Origin of the sequence: Thermogymnomonas acidicola JCM 13583 (genome assembly GCF_001316105.1) — an archaeon.
GTDB lineage: Archaea > Thermoplasmatota > Thermoplasmata > Thermoplasmatales > Thermoplasmataceae > Thermogymnomonas > Thermogymnomonas acidicola.
The window spans coordinates 1-23,602 of record NZ_BBCP01000008.1 but is presented as its reverse complement, the minus strand read 5'-3'; the positions used below and the strand labels follow the sequence as shown (position 1 = coordinate 23,602).

General features: G+C 56.6%; 16 protein-coding genes, 9 pseudogenes and 1 other annotated feature. Of the genes and pseudogenes, 13 read left to right on the top strand and 12 right to left on the bottom strand.

All coding sequences use genetic code 11. The features are described from left to right. Positions 1-295: 295 nt before the first annotated feature. The 3 genes and pseudogenes from JCM13583_RS07695 to JCM13583_RS07685 all read left to right on the top strand — a co-directional run bounded on the left by JCM13583_RS07695 (position 296) and on the right by JCM13583_RS07685 (position 4,532). Positions 296-775, top strand: coding sequence for a hypothetical protein (locus tag JCM13583_RS07695; protein WP_075057262.1), 480 nt, complete (start codon positions 296-298; stop codon positions 773-775). A gap of 186 nt (positions 776-961) precedes the next feature. Next, a pseudogene (gene hutH / locus JCM13583_RS07690) lies at positions 962-2,477 on the top strand (histidine ammonia-lyase). A gap of 33 nt (positions 2,478-2,510) precedes the next feature. Beyond that, positions 2,511-4,532, top strand: coding sequence for a threonine--tRNA ligase (locus JCM13583_RS07685; RefSeq protein ID WP_075057261.1), 2,022 nt, complete (start codon positions 2,511-2,513; stop codon positions 4,530-4,532). A 230-nt stretch (positions 4,533-4,762) separates the two neighbouring features. Here JCM13583_RS07685 and JCM13583_RS07680 read toward each other — a convergent pair whose 3' ends face one another. Then, positions 4,763-5,041, bottom strand: coding sequence for a 4Fe-4S ferredoxin (locus tag JCM13583_RS07680; protein ID WP_075057343.1), 279 nt, complete (start codon positions 5,039-5,041; stop codon positions 4,763-4,765). A 2-nt stretch (positions 5,042-5,043) separates the two neighbouring features. After that, a pseudogene (locus JCM13583_RS12690) lies at positions 5,044-6,346 on the bottom strand (FAD-dependent oxidoreductase). A gap of 157 nt (positions 6,347-6,503) precedes the next feature. Here JCM13583_RS12690 and JCM13583_RS07665 point away from each other — a divergent pair. After that, complete coding sequence (locus tag JCM13583_RS07665) at positions 6,504-7,103, top strand: hypothetical protein (protein WP_171823518.1); 600 nt, start codon at positions 6,504-6,506, stop codon at positions 7,101-7,103. Here JCM13583_RS07665 and eif2g read toward each other — a convergent pair. Both eif2g and JCM13583_RS07655 read right to left on the bottom strand, forming a co-directional pair. Continuing rightward, positions 7,076-8,325, bottom strand: a pseudogene (gene eif2g / locus JCM13583_RS07660) (translation initiation factor IF-2 subunit gamma). The gene JCM13583_RS07665 and the pseudogene eif2g sit on opposite strands and share 28 nt — an antisense overlap. Before the next feature lie 4 nt (positions 8,326-8,329). After that, positions 8,330-8,721 (bottom strand): annotated as a pseudogene (locus tag JCM13583_RS07655) (30S ribosomal protein S6e). Positions 8,722-9,129: 408 nt separating this feature from the next. Between JCM13583_RS07655 and JCM13583_RS07650 the strand changes: the two are divergent. Next, complete coding sequence (locus JCM13583_RS07650) at positions 9,130-9,654, top strand: hypothetical protein (RefSeq protein WP_162509599.1); 525 nt, start codon at positions 9,130-9,132, stop codon at positions 9,652-9,654. A gap of 58 nt (positions 9,655-9,712) precedes the next feature. Next, positions 9,713-10,682: pseudogene (gene moaA, locus JCM13583_RS07645) on the top strand (GTP 3',8-cyclase MoaA). On the opposite strand, the gene JCM13583_RS14040 reads toward moaA, so the two are convergent. Genes JCM13583_RS14040 through JCM13583_RS07630 form a run of 3 tightly spaced genes read right to left on the bottom strand, consistent with a single transcriptional unit; the run spans position 10,600 to position 11,964 of the window. Continuing rightward, the gene (locus JCM13583_RS14040) at positions 10,600-10,893 is read right to left on the bottom strand and encodes a hypothetical protein (RefSeq protein ID WP_171823515.1); all 294 of its coding nucleotides are present in this window, start codon (positions 10,891-10,893) and stop codon (positions 10,600-10,602) included. The pseudogene moaA and the gene JCM13583_RS14040 sit on opposite strands and share 83 nt — an antisense overlap. Next, positions 10,893-11,693 (bottom strand): hypothetical protein, encoded by an 801-nt coding sequence (locus JCM13583_RS12685; protein ID WP_162509598.1) that lies wholly within the window; start codon positions 11,691-11,693, stop codon positions 10,893-10,895. The genes JCM13583_RS14040 and JCM13583_RS12685 overlap by 1 nt, the downstream gene beginning before the upstream one ends. Then, positions 11,656-11,964 (bottom strand): hypothetical protein, encoded by a 309-nt coding sequence (locus tag JCM13583_RS07630; RefSeq protein WP_075057256.1) that lies wholly within the window; start codon positions 11,962-11,964, stop codon positions 11,656-11,658. Before JCM13583_RS07630 ends, JCM13583_RS12685 begins: the two co-directional genes overlap by 38 nt. Before the next feature lie 161 nt (positions 11,965-12,125). Here JCM13583_RS07630 and JCM13583_RS07625 point away from each other — a divergent pair, with 161 nt between their 5' ends. After that, positions 12,126-12,455: a molybdenum cofactor biosynthesis protein MoaE gene (locus tag JCM13583_RS07625; RefSeq protein ID WP_075057255.1), complete on the top strand. Its 330-nt coding sequence runs from the start codon at positions 12,126-12,128 to the stop codon at positions 12,453-12,455. 149 nt (positions 12,456-12,604) lie between these two features. Continuing rightward, complete coding sequence (locus JCM13583_RS07620) at positions 12,605-13,777, top strand: MFS transporter (protein ID WP_075057254.1); 1,173 nt, start codon at positions 12,605-12,607, stop codon at positions 13,775-13,777. A gap of 68 nt (positions 13,778-13,845) precedes the next feature. Here JCM13583_RS07620 and JCM13583_RS07615 read toward each other — a convergent pair. The 5 genes and pseudogenes from JCM13583_RS07615 to fdhF all read right to left on the bottom strand — a co-directional run bounded on the left by JCM13583_RS07615 (position 13,846) and on the right by fdhF (position 18,893). Continuing rightward, positions 13,846-14,441 (bottom strand): annotated as a pseudogene (locus JCM13583_RS07615) (hypothetical protein). Between the two features lie 39 nt (positions 14,442-14,480). Next, a complete protein-coding gene (locus tag JCM13583_RS07610; RefSeq protein ID WP_075057253.1) occupies positions 14,481-14,972 on the bottom strand; it encodes a formate dehydrogenase accessory sulfurtransferase FdhD in 492 nt (163 codons plus the stop codon). Continuing rightward, a complete protein-coding gene (locus JCM13583_RS07605; protein ID WP_075057252.1) occupies positions 14,954-15,214 on the bottom strand; it encodes a formate dehydrogenase accessory sulfurtransferase FdhD in 261 nt (86 codons plus the stop codon). Before JCM13583_RS07605 ends, JCM13583_RS07610 begins: the two co-directional genes overlap by 19 nt. Before the next feature lie 123 nt (positions 15,215-15,337). After that, positions 15,338-15,793, bottom strand: coding sequence for a DUF1641 domain-containing protein (locus JCM13583_RS07600; protein WP_075057251.1), 456 nt, complete (start codon positions 15,791-15,793; stop codon positions 15,338-15,340). Between the two features lie 4 nt (positions 15,794-15,797). Continuing rightward, positions 15,798-18,893, bottom strand: a pseudogene (fdhF, locus tag JCM13583_RS07595) (formate dehydrogenase subunit alpha). A 76-nt stretch (positions 18,894-18,969) separates the two neighbouring features. Here fdhF and JCM13583_RS07590 point away from each other — a divergent pair. The 5 genes and pseudogenes from JCM13583_RS07590 to JCM13583_RS07570 all read left to right on the top strand — a co-directional run bounded on the left by JCM13583_RS07590 (position 18,970) and on the right by JCM13583_RS07570 (position 22,721). Next, complete coding sequence (locus JCM13583_RS07590) at positions 18,970-19,740, top strand: hypothetical protein (protein ID WP_075057250.1); 771 nt, start codon at positions 18,970-18,972, stop codon at positions 19,738-19,740. A 30-nt stretch (positions 19,741-19,770) separates the two neighbouring features. Continuing rightward, positions 19,771-21,250 (top strand): annotated as a pseudogene (gene guaB, locus JCM13583_RS07585) (IMP dehydrogenase). A 6-nt stretch (positions 21,251-21,256) separates the two neighbouring features. Then, the gene (locus JCM13583_RS07580) at positions 21,257-22,117 is read left to right on the top strand and encodes a hypothetical protein (RefSeq protein ID WP_075057249.1); all 861 of its coding nucleotides are present in this window, start codon (positions 21,257-21,259) and stop codon (positions 22,115-22,117) included. A 60-nt stretch (positions 22,118-22,177) separates the two neighbouring features. Next, positions 22,178-22,499: pseudogene (locus tag JCM13583_RS07575) on the top strand (hypothetical protein). Between the two features lie 63 nt (positions 22,500-22,562). Continuing rightward, positions 22,563-22,721, top strand: a complete 159-nt coding sequence (locus JCM13583_RS07570) for a cysteine-rich CWC family protein (protein ID WP_162509596.1) — start codon at positions 22,563-22,565, stop codon at positions 22,719-22,721. A 233-nt stretch (positions 22,722-22,954) separates the two neighbouring features. Then, positions 22,955-23,566 (bottom strand) — a sequence feature (23S ribosomal RNA rRNA prediction is too short). Between the last annotated feature and the right edge of the window lie 36 nt (positions 23,567-23,602).

Below are 23,602 nucleotides of genomic sequence, written 5' to 3'. Positions count from 1 at the left end.
ATGAACTCAGGGCACCGATCTGCATTGGAGGGGGCATTGCAACCAGGCGATTCCCTTTGGTATTGGCGACAGTGACCGGACGGCAACAAGTTTTATAACCTAACTGTGCCTACGTCAGATGCACTTAAGGATGTGCCTGAGGTGGACTCAGCCTCTGCCAGAATAAAGTGCGATGAGGGGGACATCTGGAGTTGACGACCTACACCGTGAAGGGTAATCAGGTTCTCAGGGGGGGCCCGGACCTGTTGGTTCCTACGAGAGGGAGAACGATGGCATCAGGACCAGATCGGTAAAGGTGACAGCTGGCAGCACCACCATAGAGATGCAGAGGCGCAGCAGCGGGAGGTTCGAGATACTCAGGTCAGGCGTGCCTGTGGGGGGGTACGAGGAGCGCGGTCTCCGAATCGTGTATGAGGGCCAAGTGTACGAGCCGGAGAGCAGAAGGGCACTCGTGCACTTTGTCAACGGCTCTGAAAACAGACTCGTTATTATGAGCATGGGTATGGAGGCTGTGGTGGTCGAAAGGTCTCAGGATTCCATAAGCGCAACATCAGATCTGAATCCAGATGTGGCACTGGTCTGCCTTGGCATGCTCGCCCCGTATTCCAGGCCTGCGGTTGCACAGGCTGTGACAACATATTCGCCCTACTCCAGGAGGAGGGCCTATTACAGGCTCAGCCTGGTCTCAGGGCAGCTTCGATACTGGTATCCATTTTCGGGCTCATGCTGCTCGGAGGGTTGCTCAACCTCTACTTGCCCATACCTTACTATGTGAGTGTCATCGGGGGGGGTTCTTGCTGGCCTTCGTGGTTCCCGCCATCATAGGCGTGCTCGGAAGAAAAAGGGCCATGAGGAGGGCAGAGGAGGTCGCCATGGAAGGGGGGGATGGAGGGGGGGCAACAAGGCCCGCTGATGGGAGTACCTGCCTAAATTTTTGTTTTCCCGAAGCTTATCCCCCAGCATGGATGTGGAGATCGACGGCAGGACGCTGAACATATTCAAGGTAAGGGTGGTGGCTGAGAACAGGGCTAAGGTGCGCATACCGGGGGGGCATACGAGGGATTCATTGGGTGCCAGCAGGCATAGGTTCATGAACCTCATCTCCTTGGGTCTCAGGGTCTACGGTGTGAATACAGGTTTCGGTAGCCTCCTGAACGACACGGTGAGCGCATCGGATGCATCGGAGCTGCAGGCTAACCTCCTGAGGAGCCACTCATCAGGTGTGGGCAATCCACTTAGCCCTGAGCATGTGAGGTCGATCATGCTTGTGAGGGCAAACTCCCTGGCCGTGGGTTATTCCGCGGTTGATCCAGCCTGCTTGACCTCACATGCGAAATGATCAACAGGGGGGGCCTGACGCCTTACGTGCCGTCTCTTGGGTCTGTGGGAGCCAGCGGTGACCTTGCGCCACTGGCCCACATTGGCCTCGCCATGATGGGCGAGGGCGAGTTCATTTTGGACGGAAAGAGGGTGAGATCATCAGAAGTCCTGAGATCCGTAGGCCTTGAGCCGTACCGGTTCGGCGCAAAGGAAGCTGTGGCTTTCATCAACGGCACATCCTGCATAACAGGTATACTTGCCTACGAGCTTTCAAGGGCCTACGAACTGATGCAGGCAGCGGTCGTATCCTCCATCATGTCGCTGGACGCCCTCGGGGCAACGAGGAAGGCGTTCACTCCATGGGCAGTTGCTCCAGGCCCCCCCACCCGGGCCAGGTGATGATAGGGGGAGGCCATCTACAGTGCGACTGAGGACAGCGAGATAATGAACTCATCACAGAGGGTGCAGGACGCTTACACGCTGAGGTGCATACCCCCCCAGGTATACGGTGCCACACTCGACGCCATGGACTATGTCAGGTCGGTGGTGGAGAGGGAGATGAACTCTGCAACTGACAACCCACTCTTCAACGGTTCGGAGGTGATATCCTCAGGGAACTTCCACGGCCAGCCTGTGGCCCTGGCCTGCGACTTCCTATCCATAGCGCTCACCTCCATGGGCTCAATGGTGGAGAGGAGGGTCTCCAGAATGGTGGACTCGAACCTGAGTGGCCTCCCTCCATTCCTCGTGGAGAAACACGGCCTCAACTCCGGCTACATGATACCGCAGTATGTTGCCGCCGCGCTGACTAACATGAACATGGTGCTGAGCCACCCATCGAGCACCGGGAGCATACCGACATCTGCAAACCAGGAAGATCATGTGAGCATGGGCATGAACGGTGCCATCAAGCTCTCGCAGATCGTGGACAACCTCGGCAACATCCTGGCCATAGAGCTGCTCCTGGCGGCACAGGCACTGGAGTTCTCCAGGGGGGGTAAGCCGTCAAGCCTGACGGATAAGCCTACAGGCTGATAAGGAATGAGATACCGCCCCCCCTGGATTCGGACAGGCCACCATACCTGGACATAGAGAAGCTCCGTTCCCTGCTGCCCTCCATAGCGGAGATCTCGCCGGTAAAATTCGGGCAAACGTAGCCTGTTATATACCTGAAGGATTTCACTGCGCATATGACGAATTCCCTTGTCTTCACAGCCAGGCCAGGAAAGAACTACATGGAACAGATACCACGGGATGTGAAAGGCAGAGCAGTGGCAGTTATGGCTGAGGGAAAGATCTACGACCTCAGGCTATCACCGGAAAGGGAAGTTGAGGCACAGGTTGTCACCCAGGACAGTGAGGAGGGCATCAGGATCCTGAGGCATTCTGCTGCCCACCTGCTGGCCCAGGCGGTCACTGAACTGTACCCTGGAGCGCTTCCAAACGCAGGCCCTGTTACTGAAGATGGCTTTTACTATGACATATTCATGGATCCGATAAGCTCGCAGGACCTTGAGAGGATAGAGGAGAGGATGCGCGAGATAGCATCCAGGGACATTCCTATAGTGAGGGAGGTGCACAGCCGCCAGGAGCTTCTCAGCATCTTTTCCTGTAATAGGTTTAAGCTGGACAAGATCAGGGCCAATGTGCCGGAGGGCGGCCAGTCTACGGTTTACAGGCAGGGCGAGTTCGTGGACTTCTGCCAGGGACCGCATGTGCCCAGCACCGGCTACCTGAAGCATGTGAAGCTGCTCTCGGTTGCCAGCACCAACTACCTGGGTGACCCTTCGAGGGAGAGGCTCATAAGGATCTACGGCACCGCGTTCCCGGATGAGAAGTCCCTCAAGCAGTACCTGAAGAACAGGGAGGAGGCCCTCAGGAGGGACCACAGGAGGATAGGGGGGGAGGAGATGGACCTTTTCGTATTCAATTCCGAGAGGGCCCCCCCAGGCTTCCCACTCTACACCCCATACGGCGCGGCGATAAGGAACGAGCTCATCCAGTACATGAGGGATCTCAACAGGGAGAACGGCTGGCTGGAGGTCTCGACGCCGCACATATTCAGGGACACCATATGGAAGCAGTCCGGGCACTACGCCAAGTACAGGCCAAACATGTACGTGTTCCAGCTTGAGGACGGCGACGGCTACGGCGTTAAGCCAATGAACTGTCCCGGCCACATAACAATCTTCGAGAGGAGGATGTACAGTTTCAGGGAGATGCCTGTGAAGCTGTGTGAGGCGGGCACTGTTTACAGGTACGAGAAGTCAGGCGAGGTCGGTGGCCTCACCAGGCCCAGGATGTTCACCATAGATGACGGCCACGCGTTCCTGAGGAAGGACCAGATACAGGAAGAGGTAATTTCCATACTCAGGATGATAACCAGGACGTTCAGGGAAATACTCGGCATAACTGACATGAAGTTTGACCTGAGCGTCATAGACAGGGAGCACCCTGAGAACTACCTCCTCTCCTACAGGTGCCACTCCTGCTCTTCTGTCTCTGAAATACGCGCGGCCTCACTACAGGGTGAACTTGCCTGCCCGGTATGCGGTTCCAGGGAAATAGAGCCTGACTTCTCGGCATGGGATGAGGCCACGGAACAGCTCAGGAAGGCTCTGGAGTCCCTGAACATCCAGTACAAGGAGTATCCGGGAGAGGCTGCATTCTATGGCCCGAAGATCGATGTGCATGTGAAGGATGCCCTGGGGAGGTACTGGCAGTTCTCAACGGTGCAGCTCGACTTCTTCATGCCCATCAACTTCGACCTCACGTATGTGGGGAGCGGTGGCAGCAAGGAGCGCGTGGTGATGATACACAGGGCCATATACGGCAGCTACGAGCGCTTCATGGCGCTCCTGCTTGAGAACTTTGCAGGCAAGCTGCCCACATGGCTGTCCCCCCCGATCCAGGTCTACATTACTCCGGTTAGCAACTCCTACGATGACTATGCCGCTGAGGTCTCCAGGGCACTCTCGAGAGAGGGCATCAGGGTTGAGCTGGACACCTCTCCAGAGACTGTTGCCAAGAAGATCAGGATGATCCGGCAGAAGCGCCCGGCATACATTGTAGTGGTCGGTGAGAGGGAGAGGTCATCCGGGAGCGTGACGGTCAGGAACAGGAAGGACCAGCAGAACAGCTACGGTCTTTCCGAATTCATCTCGAGGCTCAAGGAGGAAATAAGGGAGAGGAATCTGGAGCAGACCCTGTGACCCCCTCATTTCAGTGTAAACTGCACTGGTTAGGTGCGCTTACATTCCGGTCCCGTCCACCTAATGCCAGGTGCCACATTAAGCTGACCGTAGAGCCGGCGTGACCATCAGGTGCCCCCCAGGCCTTATGCAGATTCAGTCCAGATCCAACCTGTGTGTGAGAAAAGTCAGGCCTGAATAGCCAGTACTGGGGTAGAGGAAAATGTATGGTATCCGTTTAGCCCAGGGGTTCAGCCATACTTGTACTTCACTCCCCCCCTTCCTCCCCCCCTGGTGTTTGTCCATGTCACGCTCCCGTGGCTGCACGCCACCGAGCATGTGCCGCATTCCACGCAGTCCTCGTACTTGAAGTTGATCTTCCCGTCTATGAGAGTGTAACACCTGGCCGGGCAGGCAAAGGTGCAGAAGTGGTCCGGACATGTCTCGCATATGTCTGGCTTTATCGTAATGTGTGCGTAGCTCTTGTCTGTCTTGTAGTTCAGAAGCGCAAGCCTGTCTTCAATTTTCATGCTCACATCCTCCTCATCATGCGGTATCCCTCGATAATCGCGTCAGAGGTCTTCATCCCGCTCCTGCTCAGGGCATCCATGACGATCCTGGATATGTGCTTCTTCGGCTGGCTGTCCTCTGTGAAGAGCTGCTCGAACACTCCTTCCATGACCCTGGGAATGACCCTGTGCACAGTGTCGCTCCAGGTGACGCCCTGTATCCCCCCTAAAGTCCAAGAGGTCACGTAGCACGAAGGAGTTCATCAGCCTCTCCCTGTAGGCTGCCAGTGCCTCCTCTGAGAAGTTGTTCTTCGACTTTGCCTCAATGGCGGTCTCGGCCGCGGCAATGCCGGACGCTATGGCATAGTTCATGCCCTGGAGGACTAGGCCGTTGCTGAAGGAGAAGCCAGCTGCATCGCCAGCTATCATGTACCCGTTGCCGTAGAGCTTGGGCACACCCTGTATGCCTCCCTCCTGGACGAGGTGTGCACTGTACTCCTCAACCTTGCCACCCTCTATCATGGGCGCTATGTAGGGGTGCTCCGCGAACTCCTCAATTATGTCAAAGGAATATGTGGAGCCGTTCTTCCTCAGGTCCTTCATGGATACAACCACGCCGAGCGAAACCGTGTCCTTGTTGGTGTAGAGGAAGCCGCCGGCCTTCACACCCTCAGGCAGGAAGCCAAGCACATACTCTCCGGCAAATCCAGACTTGCCCCCCCTGAGGTTGAACCTCTCGTTTATCTTCTCCTCTCCCAGCTTGATAATCTCCTTCACTCCTATGGCCACGTCCTCATCCTGAGCGGGGGGGCCTCAGTCCAGAGTCTATCGCTACCCTGGGGGGGTTGCACCCTCAGCGAGTATGACGACATCGGAGGTTATAAGGTCACCGCCCTGTTCGACTCCCTTCACCACACCGTCCTGGACGGCAACCCTCTCCACAGTGACCCCAGAAATGACCATCGCGCCGGCTTCCCTGGCCTTCCTAGCCAGCCACTGGTCCAGCCTGGCCCTGAGCACTATGTGGCCGGTGGCTTTCTCGGCCAGTCTCCTTGACCTGAAGTCTATGTTTATAAGGGAATCCCTGGTCAGGAAACCCACGGCCTTGGATTCGACCACCCTTTCGTAGGGGGCCTGTTTCTCCCAGCCCGGTATTATTTTCTCAAGGTCGTTGCCCCCCCAGAGCACTCCGCCGGAGACGTTCTTGGTGCCTGGAGGGTCTGCCCTCTCCACCAGGAGCACGTTCATGCCCGAAGAAGCCATCTTGATCGCGGCAGATGTCCCGGCTGGCCCTGCACCGACGACAATGGCGTCGAACTCGCTCATTGCTTCCATATGTTTACTAGACTTATAACATTTTCAGGATGCGTCTCGCATCTTTTAATTGCTAAAACTGTATGACGATATTCGTCATGCGGCTTGCGCCCGGTTCCTTTGCAGAGGTATACAGAAGGCTCCTGCATGCCTACGGTGACCTGCACTGGTGGCCAGCCGAAACGCCGGACCAGGTGGCCATAGGGGCCATACTGACGCAGAACACCTCCTGGAAGAACGTGGAGAGGGCCATGCAAAACCTCATTTCCGCTGGCCTGGACAGGCTGGACGCATAGCAGTAACGGGAGCCGAGGAGCTCTCCGCTCTCATAAGGCCGAGTGGCTTCTACAGGCAGAAGAGTGCACGCCTCATTTCATTTTCGAAAGCCGTTTGCAGTGCAGGTGGCCTTATGGCCCTTTCGGGCGATGAGGAGAGGGCGGAGAGAGTGCTCTCCTCCATCAGTGGGGGGGTTGGCAGGGAGACGCTCACCTCCATAATGCTCTACGCCCTGAACTTCAGGAGGTTCGTAGTGGATAAGTACACGCTCAGGGTCTTTTCAAGGCTCGGCCTGGGCGACTTCTCCAGGAACACCAGGGCCTTGGAGGACATGGTCTTGGGGGGGGAAAGGGAGTGGACAGTGGATGAGCTCAAGAACTACCACGCGTGCATAGTGGAGCTTGCAAAGGAACACTGCAGGAAGGAGCCTGTATGCACAGGGTGCCCCCTCTCGGACGCTTGCAGCTACGCTATGGAGAGGATGTTCCCGTAGCCTATCAGGCGCCACCTGTTGGATATCCTCCTGCCTATGGCTACCCTCTCGCCAACGGTGGCGGCCACAGGGTACTTGAGCGATATCTCCGCTGTTGTGTCCCTGGCTGAAGTTACAGTGCCCACGGTGTTTGAGGTCCCGACGGTGAGCATGAGGTTCTCCTTGCTCTTTATGGGCTCGACCTTCAGTTCCTCCTGGAAGCCGACCACTCTCTTGAGGAGGTGCGTCTCTATGGTCATGTTGAAAACTATAGGTGGCACCTTTCCCACAGCACCTATGATCCTGCCAGTGAATGAATCGCCCTTGGTGAGGAACGGGTCAAGGTAGGTGCCGACGGCCGCGAGCCCTCCTGGCCTTATCCTGTCATAAGAGTTCCTGCCAGCCATCAGGCTGGCTATCTCCGTCACAACGTTTTCCCACGTCTGCCGGTTGCCCTTGCCTGTCAGTATTCCCGGTACTATCTCTATCTCCTGGCCAACTTGGAGTTCTCCCTCGACCAGCGAGCCGCCCAGCACGCCGCCCCTAAGCCTGTCAGGTGGTGTGCCAGGCTTGTTTATATCGAAGGAACGTGCAACAAACATCTTGGGTGGGCTCTCCTGATTGAACTTGGGCGTCGGTATCTTTGTTTCAATGGCCTTAAGAAGGATGTCTATGTTCGTGGTGTGGTAAGCGCTCACGGGTATTATTGGAGCCCCCCCCTCTGCAATGCTCCCCCCCTTCAGGAACTTCTGTATCTCCCTGTAGCTCTCGAGCGCCCTCTCCCTTGTGACCAGGTCTATCTTATTCTGCACCACTATTATGTTCTTGATGCCCATTATCTCAAGGGCCGTGAGGTGTTCCCTGGTCTGTGGCTGCGGGCACTTCTCGTTCGCGGCTATCACTAGCAGGGCACCGTTCATTATGGCGGAGCCGGATAGCATCGTAGCCATGAGTGTTTCATGGCCGGGCGCGTCCACAAAGGATACAACCCTTGAGAGCTCACAGCTTGCATCCTTGGGCTCCCTGGTGTAGTATTCGTTGCCCTGTGCGTCGTAGCACCTGTATATGGGGGGGTGTCAGCGTAACCCAGCTTGATGGATATGCCCCTCTTTATCTCCTCTGAGTGCACATCGGTCTTAATTCCCGTGAGGGCCTTGGTAAGGGTGCTCTTCCCGTGGTCAACATGGCCTACCATGCCTATGTTGACCGATGGCTGGGGGGGTATAACCTCGTTCTTCAACATGCCTCTATTCCTTCTTCTCCTCTGTACCCTGACCTATGGGCGACGGGCCGTACTGTGTTATCTTCATGTTCAGCTGGGTTATGTCCGGGCCCACTATGGATCCCCCCCTGAAGGTAACCCTCTTCCTGAGGCCCCCTCTTGCCCCCTCTTCCCACTGGAGTACTTCACCAGTATTCTCTTCTTGCCCTGTATGGGCAGGTCCTTCTTCATCGGGAAACCATCAACGGAACTGCCCCCAGTTATTGTTAACTTGTATCCGGGCAGATTGAGGAATATGCCATCCACCTCGTCTCCTATCTTCCTACCCGTTAGCGCATTGAGGCTCTCCTGTGGCACCTCTATCTTGTAGGTCTTACCTGTCTTCGTATCCGCAACAACAGCTACAGTATTCGCCATACCTGATCACTCTTGGGATGAAGCACCTTGCCAGTGACTCCCCCCCACATAATGGCACATGTAGATAAAAAGTTTAACAAACCTGGTTTAAGAGGGGGCAGGCTCCCCCCCTCATGTGATTGCGTGCCTGGGAGGCCACAATGCGGGCGAGTTGTCACATCCACTGAAGATAGGGGATAGCCACATGGTACGTAATGGATATGGGCCCCCCCACCCAAGCTCTGCCTTCAGTGCCTGTGCGCAGTAAACAGTTGCCGGACACTCCCACTTCCGGTAGGTGGTAGGGCCGGATAGGCCGGGAGGAGCAGCCGTCCGCATGATGTTGAGGCGCCAGGTCCTCTGGGCCGGTCAGTTCATGGATGGTATCGACCGGCACGGTTGATAACCGTCCAGGCATACCAGCATGCATTGATAGCAGTGATACCTGTGAAGTGGTCCTCACGCCTGCCTGGCAAGCACATGCTGCCGCTCAGGGGACGGCCCATTGTGGAGATAGTGTACAGGAAGGTTTCAGACTTGATGGACTGTGTTGTGCTCTCGAAATACGAGGTCAGCGTCCCGTACGAGAAGGACAGGAGCGAAAACATCCTGGATCTGGTGTCCCGCCTGATGGAGGAATACAGCGATGGCTTCATGCTCATAGGGGGGGGAGACATGCCCTTCTTCCTGAGAGAAGATATTGCAACTATCCTGAGGGCGGGCCAAGCACAGGGGGCGTCACCGACAACACCCGTGGGCCCGGAGCCGATGTTCACGCTCTACAGGCCATGTGCATTGAAAGTGAGGAGGCTCTCAGATTACATTGTCGGGTGCAGGTACAGGCAGGTCAGTGCCTCATCACTCTCACCGCTGGCACTCTTCAACGTGAACACACCAGAGGACTACCTCAGGGCAAGGGCCATATCTTCAGAAAGGCCAGACCTAATACTCTGAAGACGCAAATATTGGCGCCGGGAAAGGTTAATTACCAGTAAGCAATGATTCGAGCAGGATGATATTTGATCGCTACGGCCGCCCCGTGCTGAGCATGCGCATCCAGGTCAATACGGTGTGCAACTTCCACTGTTTCTTCTGCCACATGGAAGGGACAGGGGGGTGCACGCCGCGCAGCTGGATGCGGAGGGTATAGAGAGGATAGTGGAGGTTGCCAGCAGCTTCGGGGGGGTCAACAAGGTGAAGTTCACCGGCGGTGAGCCTACCTGAGAAGGGATATAGTGGACATTGTGAGGAGGACTAGGAAGCACATTAGCGGTAACATATCGATGACTACAAACGGCGTCATGCTCCCAAGGCTGGCCAGACAGCTCAGGGAGGCTGGCCTGGACAGGGTCAACATATCCATGCATCTACCGAGGAGGAGGGCTTCAGGATCATCACCGGAACAAACTTCCTGGGCCGGGTTAAGGAAGGGATAAGGGCTGCGAAGGAGGCGGGCCTGGGCCCGATAAAGGTCAACTTCGTCGTGCTGAATGGAATAAATGTGCACCAGATCCCTGCCATGATGGAGTTCTGTGCGGAGGAGGGCGTCACTCTCCAACTCATAGAGTATGAGACGACCAGGGAGAGGATGCACTCGGAGGAGTTCCAGAAGTACCATGTGCACTGGAGCCGATAGAGAGGGAGATAGCCTCAAGGGCCAGGGCAGTTGAACACAACTCGCTTCACAGGAGACCTGAATACTTGGTAGAGGTCAACGGAAAGGACCTGTGGGTGGAGTTTGTGAAGCCAATGCGCAACTCGGAGTTCTGCAACCACTGCACCCGCATAAGGGTCACATCCACCGGTGAGCTGAAGCCCTGCCTCATGAGGGACGATAACCACATTGACATAAAGGAGGCCCTTGAGAAGGGGGGGACACGGACGCGCTCAGAAGGCTATTCATAAGGGCCGCCCTCTCCAGGGAGCCTTACTGGAAGCCCTACGAGGACCCCAGGGTGGTTCAGGCACCGGAATCCTTCTGAGCCTGATCAGCACACGGAGTGTGTGGAACTCGCACCTCCTCGCTGTCCCGGTGAACATCAGGGCAGTCAGGTTCACGAGGGCGAAGACTGCAATCGACACCGCAGTGGGCAGTCCAGGGCCCGCAAAGTTCTCAAATATTATGTAAAGGAGGACAGATGTAGATGCCAGGGCTACAGCTGCATCAAGCGCCCTCCTCCTGCTGAGCTTCACTAGAGCGGCGTTTGAAAATATATGGACCTCCGCAAAGCACACAGCAACCACGGTTGCCAGGACCTCAAAGGTGCCGTAAAACCCGAAGCGGAGGTGAGTGCATATTCTGCCAGCACGGAGACTGCAAGGGGCACCACGGGGGGGAAGGCGAGCCTCCACTCACCCTGCTTCAGGACCCCGTCCGTCCTCATGGAATCCACCGCCCTCCTCATGCGTTGCCGTACGCGACGGTGAGCATGGTCGCGCTCGTGAAGGAGAAGATGATGAAGGGAAAGGCGAGGAGGTGCAGCGGGGTACCGTTGAGGTAGGAGAACAGGTAGAAAGGGTCCTGTGTGTATGCAGGGAGGCTCCGGCCCAGGAACCTGAAGTCTGCCAGGAAGGAGTAGGCCATCATGGCCCCCTCCCAGGAGGACTGTGGACACAATGGAGTAGGGCACGTACTTGCCTGGCTTTTCAGAGTCCTCGGAGACGAATATGGATGAGCCGGATCCTGAGAAGGCGAGGAGTGCAAATATGGTGCCTGCGAAGCTACTCGCCATCAGAGCGTGCCCAGCAGGCGGGCTGGAGAACATGGAGGTGTCAAGGACGAATATGAACACGGCCTCCGCCATGCCCAGGAATGTTATGAGGAGGACCGCGGTCCTGTTGCTTCCGTATACCAGAAGGATCACGAATATGCTGAAGGCCAGGGGGGGCGCAATGTACGCAATGAGCCTGTTGGCTGTGAGGCCCTCCACCATAACCGCAATGAAGCAGGCTATGTCAGGTATCACGAGGAGCCCGTAGGCGTAGTAGAGCATCGCAACGAACTTTCCAGACCTGCCCCCCGAACGCTATCCCTGAGTAACTGTAGTAGCCACCGTTCGTCACATATCTCTTCGAAAGGACGTACGGGGGGGCATATACCGTGAGGAGGGAAGCGACAGTGGCAAGCAGGGCCACGAAGGGTGCGTAGTAGCCGGATGCACCTATTATGAGGGGGGGGTAGAGGCCGGCGAAGTTCAGCATGGGGGGGCCCATGGAGCTGAACGACTGCATGAACGTGCCTGCGAACCTGTAGCGGCGGGACACAGGGCGTAATCTGTGCGCACCATTAAAAACTTGGTCGGGAACCGTTTATCTATGCCATACCCATACGCATGCGTGATCCTGATAACTACTGACAGGATTGAGGACATCCAGCTGGGTCGAGAGGTGCCAGACTCTGATGGGGGCCGTCGTGGAGTTCAGGGGTGTCGTCAGGGGGGGTTGAAGGCGATGCGAGGATAGACCACCTTGAGTACGAAGCGTACAGGGAAATGGCGGAGAGGATGCTCAGTGAACTGGAGGAGAGGGTCAGGGAGACTTTCCATGTGTCCACAGTGACAATCATACACAGGGTAGGAAGCGTGCGTGTATCCGAGGCCTCGGTTTTGATCCGTGTGAGTGCACCCCCCCACAGGAGGATGGCCTTCATGGCTGCAGAATACTGCATAGAAGAGATCAAGAGAAACATACCCATATGGAAGAAGGAGGTGGGCAGTGTGAACAGGTGGGTGCACGGTGACAGCTACACTGAATAGCCACTGTATTGCCTGCGGGCACACATGCCCAGCCACGTGCCTCTAGGCTGTGTGCAATGATCCAAATGGTGAGCGCAGCTGGAACAGCAGAAAGGGAGACCTGGCTGGGGGGGGTGAATCTTTAGAAAGTTCATTGGCATAACATAAGCATGGACAGGATAGCTGCCAGGAACGTGCCATCCATCCTCATCACCTTCATGCTCTCAGCTTTTGCTGCCTTCTCAATATCAATGGTAGTCAACCAGCTCTCGCAGGCCCTGCACACATCGGTCTCTGGTGTCCTAGTATCTGTGCCTCTGGACTTCATAGGAGGGGGGGCAATAGGGGGGGGAGTGGTACTGGGAAGGCAGTCAGACAGGCTTGGGAGAAGGCCCATGCTGATGCTTGCCGTGCTGATATTCAGCGTGTCCCTGGTCGCGGCAGCCTTCATCTCGAACATTGCGGAGCTCTACGCGCTCTGGTTCATAATTGGAATAGGCGTCAACTCACAGAACGGCATATCGTACCCTCTCCTGGTTGAGACGCTGAGGAGATCCACTGGGCTGCTAGGCAGCGTGATGCAGGGCCTCTATTTCATTGGGTTCCTCCTGGACACTGGCTTCTACTTCGTATTCCACTACTGGAGGACGTACTTCCTCGCATCTGGCATCTTCGCCCTGGTTTTCTCTCTCCCACTCGCTATCATCCTTGTGGAGCCATCCAGAGTCCGCAGGTTCCAGGGGGGGAGGGGGGGGCAGGGCATCACCGGCAAGCTGAGGCTCTACACCGTGGCCCTCTCCCTCATCACTGTAGGTGCCTTCATGCTCAGCGTTCCACTCATGAGTGTGGTGCCCACACTCTTCCAGCAGGACGGCATACCTCCATACTACACCTTTGTCTTCGCGGTCCTGGGGTTCCTTGGATTCGCCTTTGCAGGTTTCCTTGCGGACAGGGCTCAGAAGTGGGCAGTTACCCTGGGCTTCTCTATCCTGGGCATAGCTTCGGCGTCATTGCTCCTGCAAGTGCTGAGGGCACACGCCATACTGGCGGTACTCGTGCCTTCGTATATCTCTGCAGGCTTCTTCGGCTTCATAGGCGTATGGGCTAGCCAGACATACCCGCAGGAGATCCGGGCCGCCGCCACGAACATCGTCTTCTTGGTTGGCCGTGTGCTGGGAGGTCTCGCCCCCCCATTCCTTGCGTCTGTGCTCTCGGTCTCGCTCAAGGATGGAATGGGCACGGTGATGCTGCTGGCTGCAGCAGTGAGCGTGCTCGGCTCTCTCCTCTACCTCTCCGTCATGAGAATGGGCGATGCCACTCCAGGGACTGCACCGGCCAGGTGAGGGCCGGGAGCAAAGCTGGGCCACTCAGAAAAAGTTTGTTATTCAAAAAAATCGGAAAAGATCATGTTTCAGAGTGGGAAGTGCAGGCCAAGGGCGAAGTTCGAGGCTGCCGCGAACATCAGGTACATGAGCCAGACACCGCCAATGACCTGGAACGTGGCCTTCCCCCCCATGCCCCCCATGTCCTCTTCTGGGTGAATGAAGCGGGGATGTCGAAGATGTAGATCAGGGTCAGGATTATGAAGAGCACCATGACTGGTATGTCCCCCCCGGCCTTGTAGAATATGAACGCGCCCGTTATGCTGATCCACAGGAAGGCTATTGCCATGAACCCATCGACCCTGGTGTCCGAGCTCCTGTACTTCGATATGCCCATCGCAAACCAGTGGACACCGTAGGCGGTGAACGCAAGGCCTGCCATGTAGAGGACGGGGGGGGAGCTCTGGAACGCGCTGAATATGGTGAGCCCCAGCATTATGTATGTGCCTGTTATGAACTGCATGAAGCCAGGCATCCAGATCATCCACTGCCCCCCCAGCGTCCTGTTGACACTCTCGTCCTTATCCTTCGGGAAGTTGGCCAGGTAGGAACCCCCCCCAACCACAAAGTAGCCAACTCCGAGACCGAAGAAACCTATCGCAAGGGGTGGTAACGGACTGACCATCCCCCCCAGATTTAAGGAGAATATGTATATAAATGTATGTCAGCCATAAAAAACAGTATCAAATTCTATTCTCTCTTCACCGGAGTATACATTAAATCTATCTTGCCTTACAAACCCACAAAGTGTAAGATTGAAGCTAAGTGCAGTGTCAACAGCTAGGCTGGAGGGCGCAGAAACGGAGCTAACGAGGCTAATCCTGGCCCGGACAGCCTTCTGGACTATCTCGAAGCCAGCCCTGCCGCTGACCTGGAGCGCCTTTCCCCCCCTGCCGTCTATGCCGTTCATCAGCATGAAGCCTATGACCTTGTCGACTGCGTTGTGCCTGCCAACGTCTTCCGCACTGAATATCGCTTCACCATTGCTGTCGAATAGCCCGGCGGAGTGTATCCCACCGGTCTCCTCGAATATCCTCTGCTCACCCCCCCTGAGCTTTTCCGGCAGCGAGAGAACAGTGGAGGCCCTGAACCTGGCACGGTCGTTCAGGACACCGAAGCCCTCCACTACCAGGCTCTCTATGCTCGCTTCCCGCATATCCCGCACGATGACTCGACGAGCCTCGGTGCCCTCCCCCCCACCGGCACGCTCCTGACCCCCCCGACCTCCAGGGCGTTCTTGGGGCTGGATTCCTTATCCGCCTCACTGCCCGCATACCTCATCCACCTCACGTCGCCCGGCACCTTCACAACGCCCTCAGAGAAAAGGAAGCCGAGGGCAAGGAGGTCATCGTGGACCGGTGTCCTCATTATGGTCGCGTAGTCCCGGCACCCCCCCATATCGTCGCAGAGCCTTATGAGGAGGGGGCTCCTCCGCCGTTACCTTCTCATCCCTCTGCTCAATGGAACCGGAGGAATAGCACTGTGCCCTGAAGGTGAAATACGGAAAGTTGTTGCCCTCGATCATATGGAACCGATGAGCCTGAGCACCTTTGTGAGCCCTGCCGAGACCTCAGGGTCGGAAAGGAGGTTTATCAGGGAGGAGAGGTTGTGTGCCAGGTCCCCCCCGCTCCTGGCCGGTGCGCTGCCATCCCCCCCTGCCATCTTCGATACAGCCTTCATTAGCCTGTCCGTGTCAACGCTGGAGACAATGGCAAAGACGCTCAGAGCGTTCCTTATGAACCTGGCCATCCTCTCGTCCGTGAGCTCCTCCGTTATTACCTTCATCACCCTGTCCCAGTTCTCGAGCAGGGCTGTTAGGAAGGTGAGTATCTCGCTCCTCTGCACCGCATCGAGAAGCCTGGCGAACTTCTCCATCACCTCCCCCCCGTTGCCCAGAACTTCGATGATCTTGGCCATCGAGGCCTCAAGGTTCTCCGGCACCTGCCTCCTCTCTATGACCTCTATCTCCTTCGCCAAGCTATCAGTCCTCCGTTATGGGCACATAATCCTTCCTGGCCCATTTCTTCTCCACCTCAACACCCGGCCTCGGGTTCCTCTGGTAGAAGCGCGGGTTGTTGAGTGGCAGTGGGCTCTTCCCCCCCTTCTTCCCTATCTTCTCGACCCTGACAGGCAGCTCCTTGTATGCTGGTGTGTGGGAGTCTGGGTCCATTATGCGCCCTGTTAGTATATTGATCGCCTCCTCTCCCCCCTCCCGTTCATGCATGTAGAGTTCCTTTCCAGAGACCCTGTCCGTGACCAGCGCCACCGTCCTGACCTGGCCCCACCTGGATATGACGCGCACCATGTCGCCTGTCTCTATGCCCCCCCTCTCCCTTGCCAGTTCCGGTGAGATCTCGAGGAAGCTGTTCGGCACCTTCTCTGATATGCCTGGAGACCTGTAGGTCTCATTGCCCTCGTGGAAGTGCTCAAGCACGCGGCCGTTGTTCAGCATGAGGTCAAACTCGTCGTCAGGGAATAGCGGGTGCCTGTACTCCAGCGGGTAGAACCTTGCCCTGCCGTCCGGGAAGTTGAACCTCTCGGTGTACAGGAGGGGCGTATCCTTTCCGTCTGGCCCCACCGGCCACTGCAGGCTGTTGAAGCCCTCTAGCCTGTCATAGGAAACGCCTGCAAATATTGGTGCGAGCTTGGCGACCTCATCCATGACCTCGCTGGGGGGGTGTGAATAGTTCCAGTTGGCACCACAGGCACGGGCCACCATCTGTATTATCTCGAAGTCCGGCTTCGATTCGCCCATGGGCTCCATCACCTTGTAGATCCTCTGTATCCTCCTCTCTGTGTTCACAAATGTCCCCTCCTTCTCCAGGCTCGTGCATGCGGGAAGGACAACGTCTGCGAACCTTGCCGTCTCTGAGAAGAAGACGTCCTGGACGACCAGGAACTCCAGGGAGCTAAGCATCTTCTTGATGTAGTTCGTGTCTGAGCCGGTGGTGGTGAGCTCCTCTCCCACCACATACATGGCCTTTATCTTTCCCTCTTCGATGGCTTCAAGGCAGGAGTTGTTGTCAAAACCGCCCTTCTCTGGTATCTTGCAGTTCCATGCCTTCTCGAACTTCGCCCTGGCCTCTGGATCGCTGACCTTCTGGTAGCCGGGAAGGTATGCTGACATGGCCCCGAAGTCGCTGGTGCCCTGGACGTTGTTGTGGCCCCCTCAGCGGGTATGCGCCTGTCCCTGGCCTGCCGTAATTTCCAGTGACGAGAAGGAGGTTCGATATGGCGGTGGAAGTGTCGCTCCCCATCTGGTGCTGGGTAACTCCCATGGCCCAGAGTGCGCAGACCGATTTAGCCTCGTGTATCATCTCCGCAACCCTGATCAGCTGCTCCCTGGGTATGCCTGTCTCCCTCTCCGCAAAGTCGAGAGTGAATGGCTCCAGGCTCTTCCTGTACTCCTCGAACCCCGTTGTCCTCTCCTCTATGAACTTCCTGTCCTCCCAGCCCTGGTCAATTATGTACTTCGTTACAGCGGACAGCCACACGAGGTCCGTGCCCGGCCTCGGGTGTATGAACAGGTCAGCCCTCTCTGCCATCTCATGCTTCCTTATGTCAGCAACGATGAGTTTCTGTCCCCCCCTCAGCTTGTGGGCCCTCTTTATCCTGGTGGCGATGACCGGGTGTGATTCCGCTGTGTTCGTTCCGACCGCAAGTATCAGGTCAGCGCTGTATATGTCTGAAATCGATCCGGAATCCCCCCCACCGTAGCCCACAGTCCTCCAGAGGCCCGTTGTGGCAGGTGCCTGGCAGAACCTGGAGCTGTTGTCCACATTGTTAGTCCCGAAGACCTGCCTGGCCAGCTTCTGGAGCAGGTAAGATTCCTCGTTTGTGCCCTTCGACGAGGCGATGAACTCTATTGCGTCCCCCCCTCCGTACTTCTCCTTTATCCTCATGAGACCCCTGGCCACCCTGTCGATGGCCTCTTCCCATGTGGCCTCCCTGAACCTATTGCCATCCCTGATGAGTGGCCTGGTGAGCCTGTCACTGCTGTTTACGAAGTCCCAGCCAAACTTGCCCTTTATGCAAGTGGATATGCCGTTCGCCGGGCCCTCCGGCACGGGCTGGACCTTCAGTATCTTCCTCCCCTTTGTCCACATCTCGAAGGAACAGCCGACACCGCAGTAGGTGCACACTGTCTTTGTCTTCTTTATCTGCGTCGATCTCAGCGCGGATTCAGCGTTGCTCAGCGCCATTATTGGCCTCATTCCTATGGCAGGCTCGAGGCTCTTCACGAAGTCGATGAGTTTCTCCTTTGTGTCCTGCGGTATCGAGGTCAGGTAGCCGGCCTCACCCAGCATGCTCTTCTCCATCAGCGCGTTTACGGGGGGGCACACCGTGACACAGTGCCCGCAGGAAACGCACGAGGACTCGTTGATGGGCACCCCGTGGTCCCAGACGACCCTGGGCCTCTCGAGGGACCAGTCTATTGAAAGTGTCTCGTTAACCTCGACGTTCTGGCACGCCTCGACGCAGCGGCCACAGAGTATGCACTGGTTGGGATCGTAGCGGTAGAATGGGTTCGAATCGTCCACCTCATACGGCTTCTTCTCGAAAGGGTACTTCTGGCTGTCCATGTTGAGCATGTGAACTGCCTCGTGGAGCGCGCAGTCTCCGTTGTTGTTCTCGCACACCGTGCAGTAGAGGTCATGGTTGTGTAGGATCCTGTTAACCGCCTCCAGGCGCGCCTCCATGACCCTGGGCTCTTAGTTTCCACCTTCATGCCCTCTGACAGGGGCGTTGCACATGCCCTCTTGAGCTTACCGTCCACCTCCACAATGCATGTATCGCACGTCTGTATGGGGGGGCCCAGGCTGGGGGGGTGGTAACACACATGCGGTATATCTACGCCAGCGCTCATCAGTGCCTGCAGGACGGTTTCTCCCTCCCTGGCCCTGAACTCCAGGCCGTTCAGCTGTATCGCGAGTTCGCCGCTCAACCAACCACCTTCTTCTCCCTGTGCTGTAAATGTAAGGCTCAATTTATTTAACCTTGATCGGAGGCGGAAAAGTCGAGGATTCCGGGGCGCCACACGATGGGGGGTGTAAACCCATTTTACAGTGATAGGCATCATGGCTGGATGGTCGATCTGATAAGTTTCCTGCACTCAGAGCCCCCTGAGCCTGGCACTTAGGGAGAAGTGCAGTGTGGAGCGTTATGAGCCAGGCAGGATACTGGAACGCCTCCTTGATGGCCAGGCGAGGACGGGCATGGTATCGCTTCTCGCATACATGGAGAACAGAGATGCCCTCAGGCTGTCCAGGAGCGCAAGCATACACACGGCCCACACCACCATGAGCACGCTGCTCCTGGGGAGGGGCCAGGGGGGGCTGAGGAAGAGCATTGAGGTTGCGGTCACAAGGTACACAAGGACAACGGAGTTCTACCTTTCCCTCATACTCAGGAGGCTCAACGTAGACTTCAGGCTCTACAGGAGCGATGGAACTGAGGCCGCAGATCTCCTCGGAGAGAGGGAGTACGCCCTTGTGATAGGTGATGAGGCCCTCAGGGCCTACAGCCAGGGATACAGCATAGTGATGGACATAGGCTCTGAGTTCAGCAGGCTCTACAACCTTGCACCGCTGTATGCCGTCACGGTCAGTTCGGATGAGGCAGAGGAGGAGATACTGAGGCAGGGTGTTAGGGATTCGGACATGCACAGGCTGGAATGCGTGCCCCCTGGGGGGGGTGGAGAGGGGGGGCATAAGGGCCGACATAGCAAGGCGCTACCTCTCACTCATCAGGTACGACTGGTCCCCGCTGACCGAGAGGACGCTCTCATTCATCGGAGAGGTATTCAGGAAACAGGACAGGTGAACAGTCGACGAGTGCATGGAGCGGAGGGGGGGATCGAGGGCAGTGCCAAAGCAGGACTTGGGGGGGCAATTTTAAGCAGGTCGCCCCCCCCGATTGGTTAGGTTTATCTATCCATTTACCCTTAACTCCCAATGTTCACGGAAAAGCTCACACAGGCAAAGGATGGAGTTACTTTTGATGACGTGCTCCTCATACCTTCAAGGACATCGGTTGAGCCCAAGGAAGTAGACATCTCGTCTAGGGTGACCAGGCATATTTCGGTCAGAGTGCCCATAGTCAGCTCCCCAATGGATACTGTGACCGAGGCTGAGATGGCCATCGCAATGGCCAGGTACGGGGGGCCATCGGCGTGATACACAGGAACTTGCCCACAAACCAGCAGGTGGCCATGGTGAGGAAGGTCAAGAGGGAGGAGACCATAATAATAAGGAACGTCCATACAGTTTCTCCGGAGACGCCGATATCAGAAGTGAGGAACATAATGAGGACGAAGAACATAGGCGGCCTACCGGTGGTCGTGGGCGAGAAGCTGGTCGGCATAGTGACGAGGAGGGACCTGGAGTTTGCAGGCAAGGAAATGAAGACTGTGGAGGACGTAATGGTCAGGAACGTCATCAGCGCGCGCGATAGCATATCCCTGGACGAGGCCATAGAGATCCTCTACAAGAACAGGATAGAGAAGCTGCCCCCCCTGGTGGACGAGAGGGGGAAGGGTTGTGGGCCTGATAACAGCGAAGGACATCATGACAAGGCAGAAGTTCCCACACGCCACAAGGGACGAGGACGGCCAGCTGATGGTCGGTGCGGCCGTTGGGCCATTCGACCTCGAGAGGGCAGAAGCGCTGGAGCATGAGGGTGCAGACTTCATAGTTGTTGACACGGCACATGCGCACAATGAGAATGTCATAGAGTCGCTCAAGAAGATGAGGCGCAGGGTGGGTGTGGACATAGTGGCGGGGGGGAACATAGCCACCTCCGAGGCGGCGGAGGACCTTATATCCCTTGACATTGATGGCCTCAGGGTCGGGATAGGCCCTGGCTCCATATGCACCACGAGGATCGTGGCCGGCGTGGGCGTGCCGCAGCTCACTGCCATATCAGAGGTAGCGGATGTGGCCAACAAGTACGGGGGGGTGCCCGTCATTGCTGACGGAGGCATTAGGTACTCGGGCGATATAGTGAAGGCCTTCGCTGCGGGCGCATCCTCTGTCATGCTCGGCTCTCTCCTTGCTGGGACTGAGGAGAGCCCTGGCTCGGAGATGATAATAAACGGCAGGAAGTACAAGGCCTACAGGGGGGGAATGGGTTCAATAGGCGCCATCCAGAGTGGCATATCCGACAGGTACGGCAAGCTCGGTGCGAACAAGTTCGTGGCGGAGGGCGTAGAGGGTGCGGTCCCCCTACAGGGGGGGAAAGGTGGAGGAGGTCCTTTTCCAGTTGACCGGTGGCCTGAAGTCAGGTATGGGCTACGTGGGGGGGGCGAGGACCATCGAGGACCTCCGCATGAAGGCACGCTTCATCAGGATCACGGGCAACGGCCTCAGGGAGAGCCACCCACATGACATAAAGATAATATCGGAGCCTCCCAATTACCAGATATACTCGATGTGATGCCGGATGTACAGGAGAAGGCTGGTATTGGCCACGGCAGCAGTGGTGGCACTGGTCATCCTCGGTGCCATGCCCTTCACATCGAGTGCGGCCAGCGTCCAGGTGAGCCTGAACCCGAAATCAGGCACTGCCACGGTTGACGCTTTCTCAAACACCACCATATCGGTGCAGGTCTCCAACACCAGCATAATGAGGGAGATCCTGAACATAACCCAGGGCATATTCCCAGACTTAAGTGTGGCCGCAAACCTGTCAGGGAACGCCCACCTCATGGCAATGTTCAACAGTACCCTGGAATCCCTAGACTCGAACGTATCGCTCAAGTACCTGAGCGTATCTTTCAACCAGGTTTCACGCAGGGTCAACAACACATACCTGGTGATCAACAGGACCTCGGAGCTCAGCATGCTACTCACCGGTGTCTACACAAACGGGACAGCGAACATGACCTGGAGGGCCTTCAACTTCAGGGATAACCTCTCACTCCACGGCGTTTCGGTGACCAACATTAGCCTGGGCAGCGGCAATTATGTCAACGGAACCCTGAACTTCTCAGCATTCTCCGTAGCCCTTGCCAGGTGGAACAGGACATACAATCCATCAACGAACACCACAACGTTCTTCTACAGTGCAGGGAGGACACTGGACGTGAACATAACCCTGGACGGCGGGGGGGGCATGAGGATAAGCGTGGTTTCAGACCCGCAGTACAGCATAGTGACGCCTGGCTATGCGGTTGCAAACTCCAACACCATAGTACTGGAAAGGCCACCTACAACAGGCCCGTACTACATCGTGGCAGTCATCGTGGTCCTCATAGTCGTGGGTGCCGCACTCTACTTCTCCAGAAGGAGATACCTGAGGTGAAGGGATAACTTTTTCAAACCATTTTTCTTTTACCACTATGCAAAGGCCCTGTTTCTGATAATGAGCGGTAAGGAGAACCCTGCAAGGGCGGATCTGGGCATAATAATGGCCGCGAGGTCCGTGAAGGCAAAGAGGTACGATGACCTCAAGGTGATGTTTTACGGCCCGAGCGAGGAGTACCTGGCACAGCTGTCAGGGACTGCGCTGGAGCACTTCAACATCCTGATGGAGAACAAGGCTGTGGATTCTGCATGCGTGGCAATTGCAAAGAACAGCGGGGGGGGTGGACAAGAAGCTGGAGGAGATGGGCGTTAGCCTGATGCCGGCAGGTGAGAGGCTAGCCTATTACGTCAACAACGGGTACAGTGTGGTCACCTTCTGATTCACGCATACAACCTTGTCCTCAAATGAAATTTCTTAATATTTGTTAGGACTTTTATGCACCATGAGGAAGGTGTGTTCGCTCTGTCTGGAGGAGTTTGAGTGCGGTGGGCCATCGTGCTGGTGTTCTAGCGTGAGTGTGGATGAAAAGGTCAGGAGCATACTTCCGCTCCTCTCCGGTGACTGTGTCTGTCCCCCCCGGTGCCTGTCGAGGAGGCTGTAGTGCCGGGGGGCAAATGCCTCATCCGCGTTAACTGTCTGTACCACTCATGGCATCACGCTTCACGGGACGCATGTTCTGATGCGGGCCATTGGGCCGCACCCAGTACTGGGAAGCACATCAGAGCAAGGACAAACAGCAGGATAACCTAGACTGTGGATAAACGAAAAGATAAATTAAAAACGCTCTCAGACCCGCATACACCACCAACGGAACCATTAGCATGGACTGTGCTTTCGGGCGATTAGTGGCCGTGGACTTAATGCCTCGCAGCAGCTCGGCACTTACATCCCGGCTCTATCAACCTCCTCTTTTAGGAGAGCCCTGATGACGGTGTCTATTTTCAGGGGCGGCTTCGAGCTTAGATGCCTTCAGCTCTTATCCGCGTATGGCGTGGCTACCCGGCAGTGCCTTGCCAGACAACCGGTAAACCAGAAGCCACGAACCCCCCCCGTTCCTCTCGTACTAAAGGCTCCTTCCCTTCAGACACCGAGCACTCCCACGGAGAAGCAACCCTACTGTCTCGCGACGTAGTGAACCCATCTCAGGATCCCTTTTAATGGGCGAACAGCCCCCCCACCCTTGGCACCTTGTTCAGCACCAGGATAGGAACAGACGACATCGAAGTAGCAAACCCTCGGGTCGATGTGAACTCTTGCCGAGGACGACTCAGTTATCCCTGGGGGGGTAACTTCTCTCTTATCACCCGCCCCCACTAAGGAGGAACAGGGTGGTTCGCTAGACCCTGCTTTCGCATCTGCGTTCCTTATTGCCCGGAACACAGTCAAGCCGGCTTTTGCTCTTACACTCTACGGAGGATTTCTGACCCTCCTGAGCCGACCTTTGGGGGGGGCCCCTGTTTGATTCTCAGGGGGGGCGTGGCG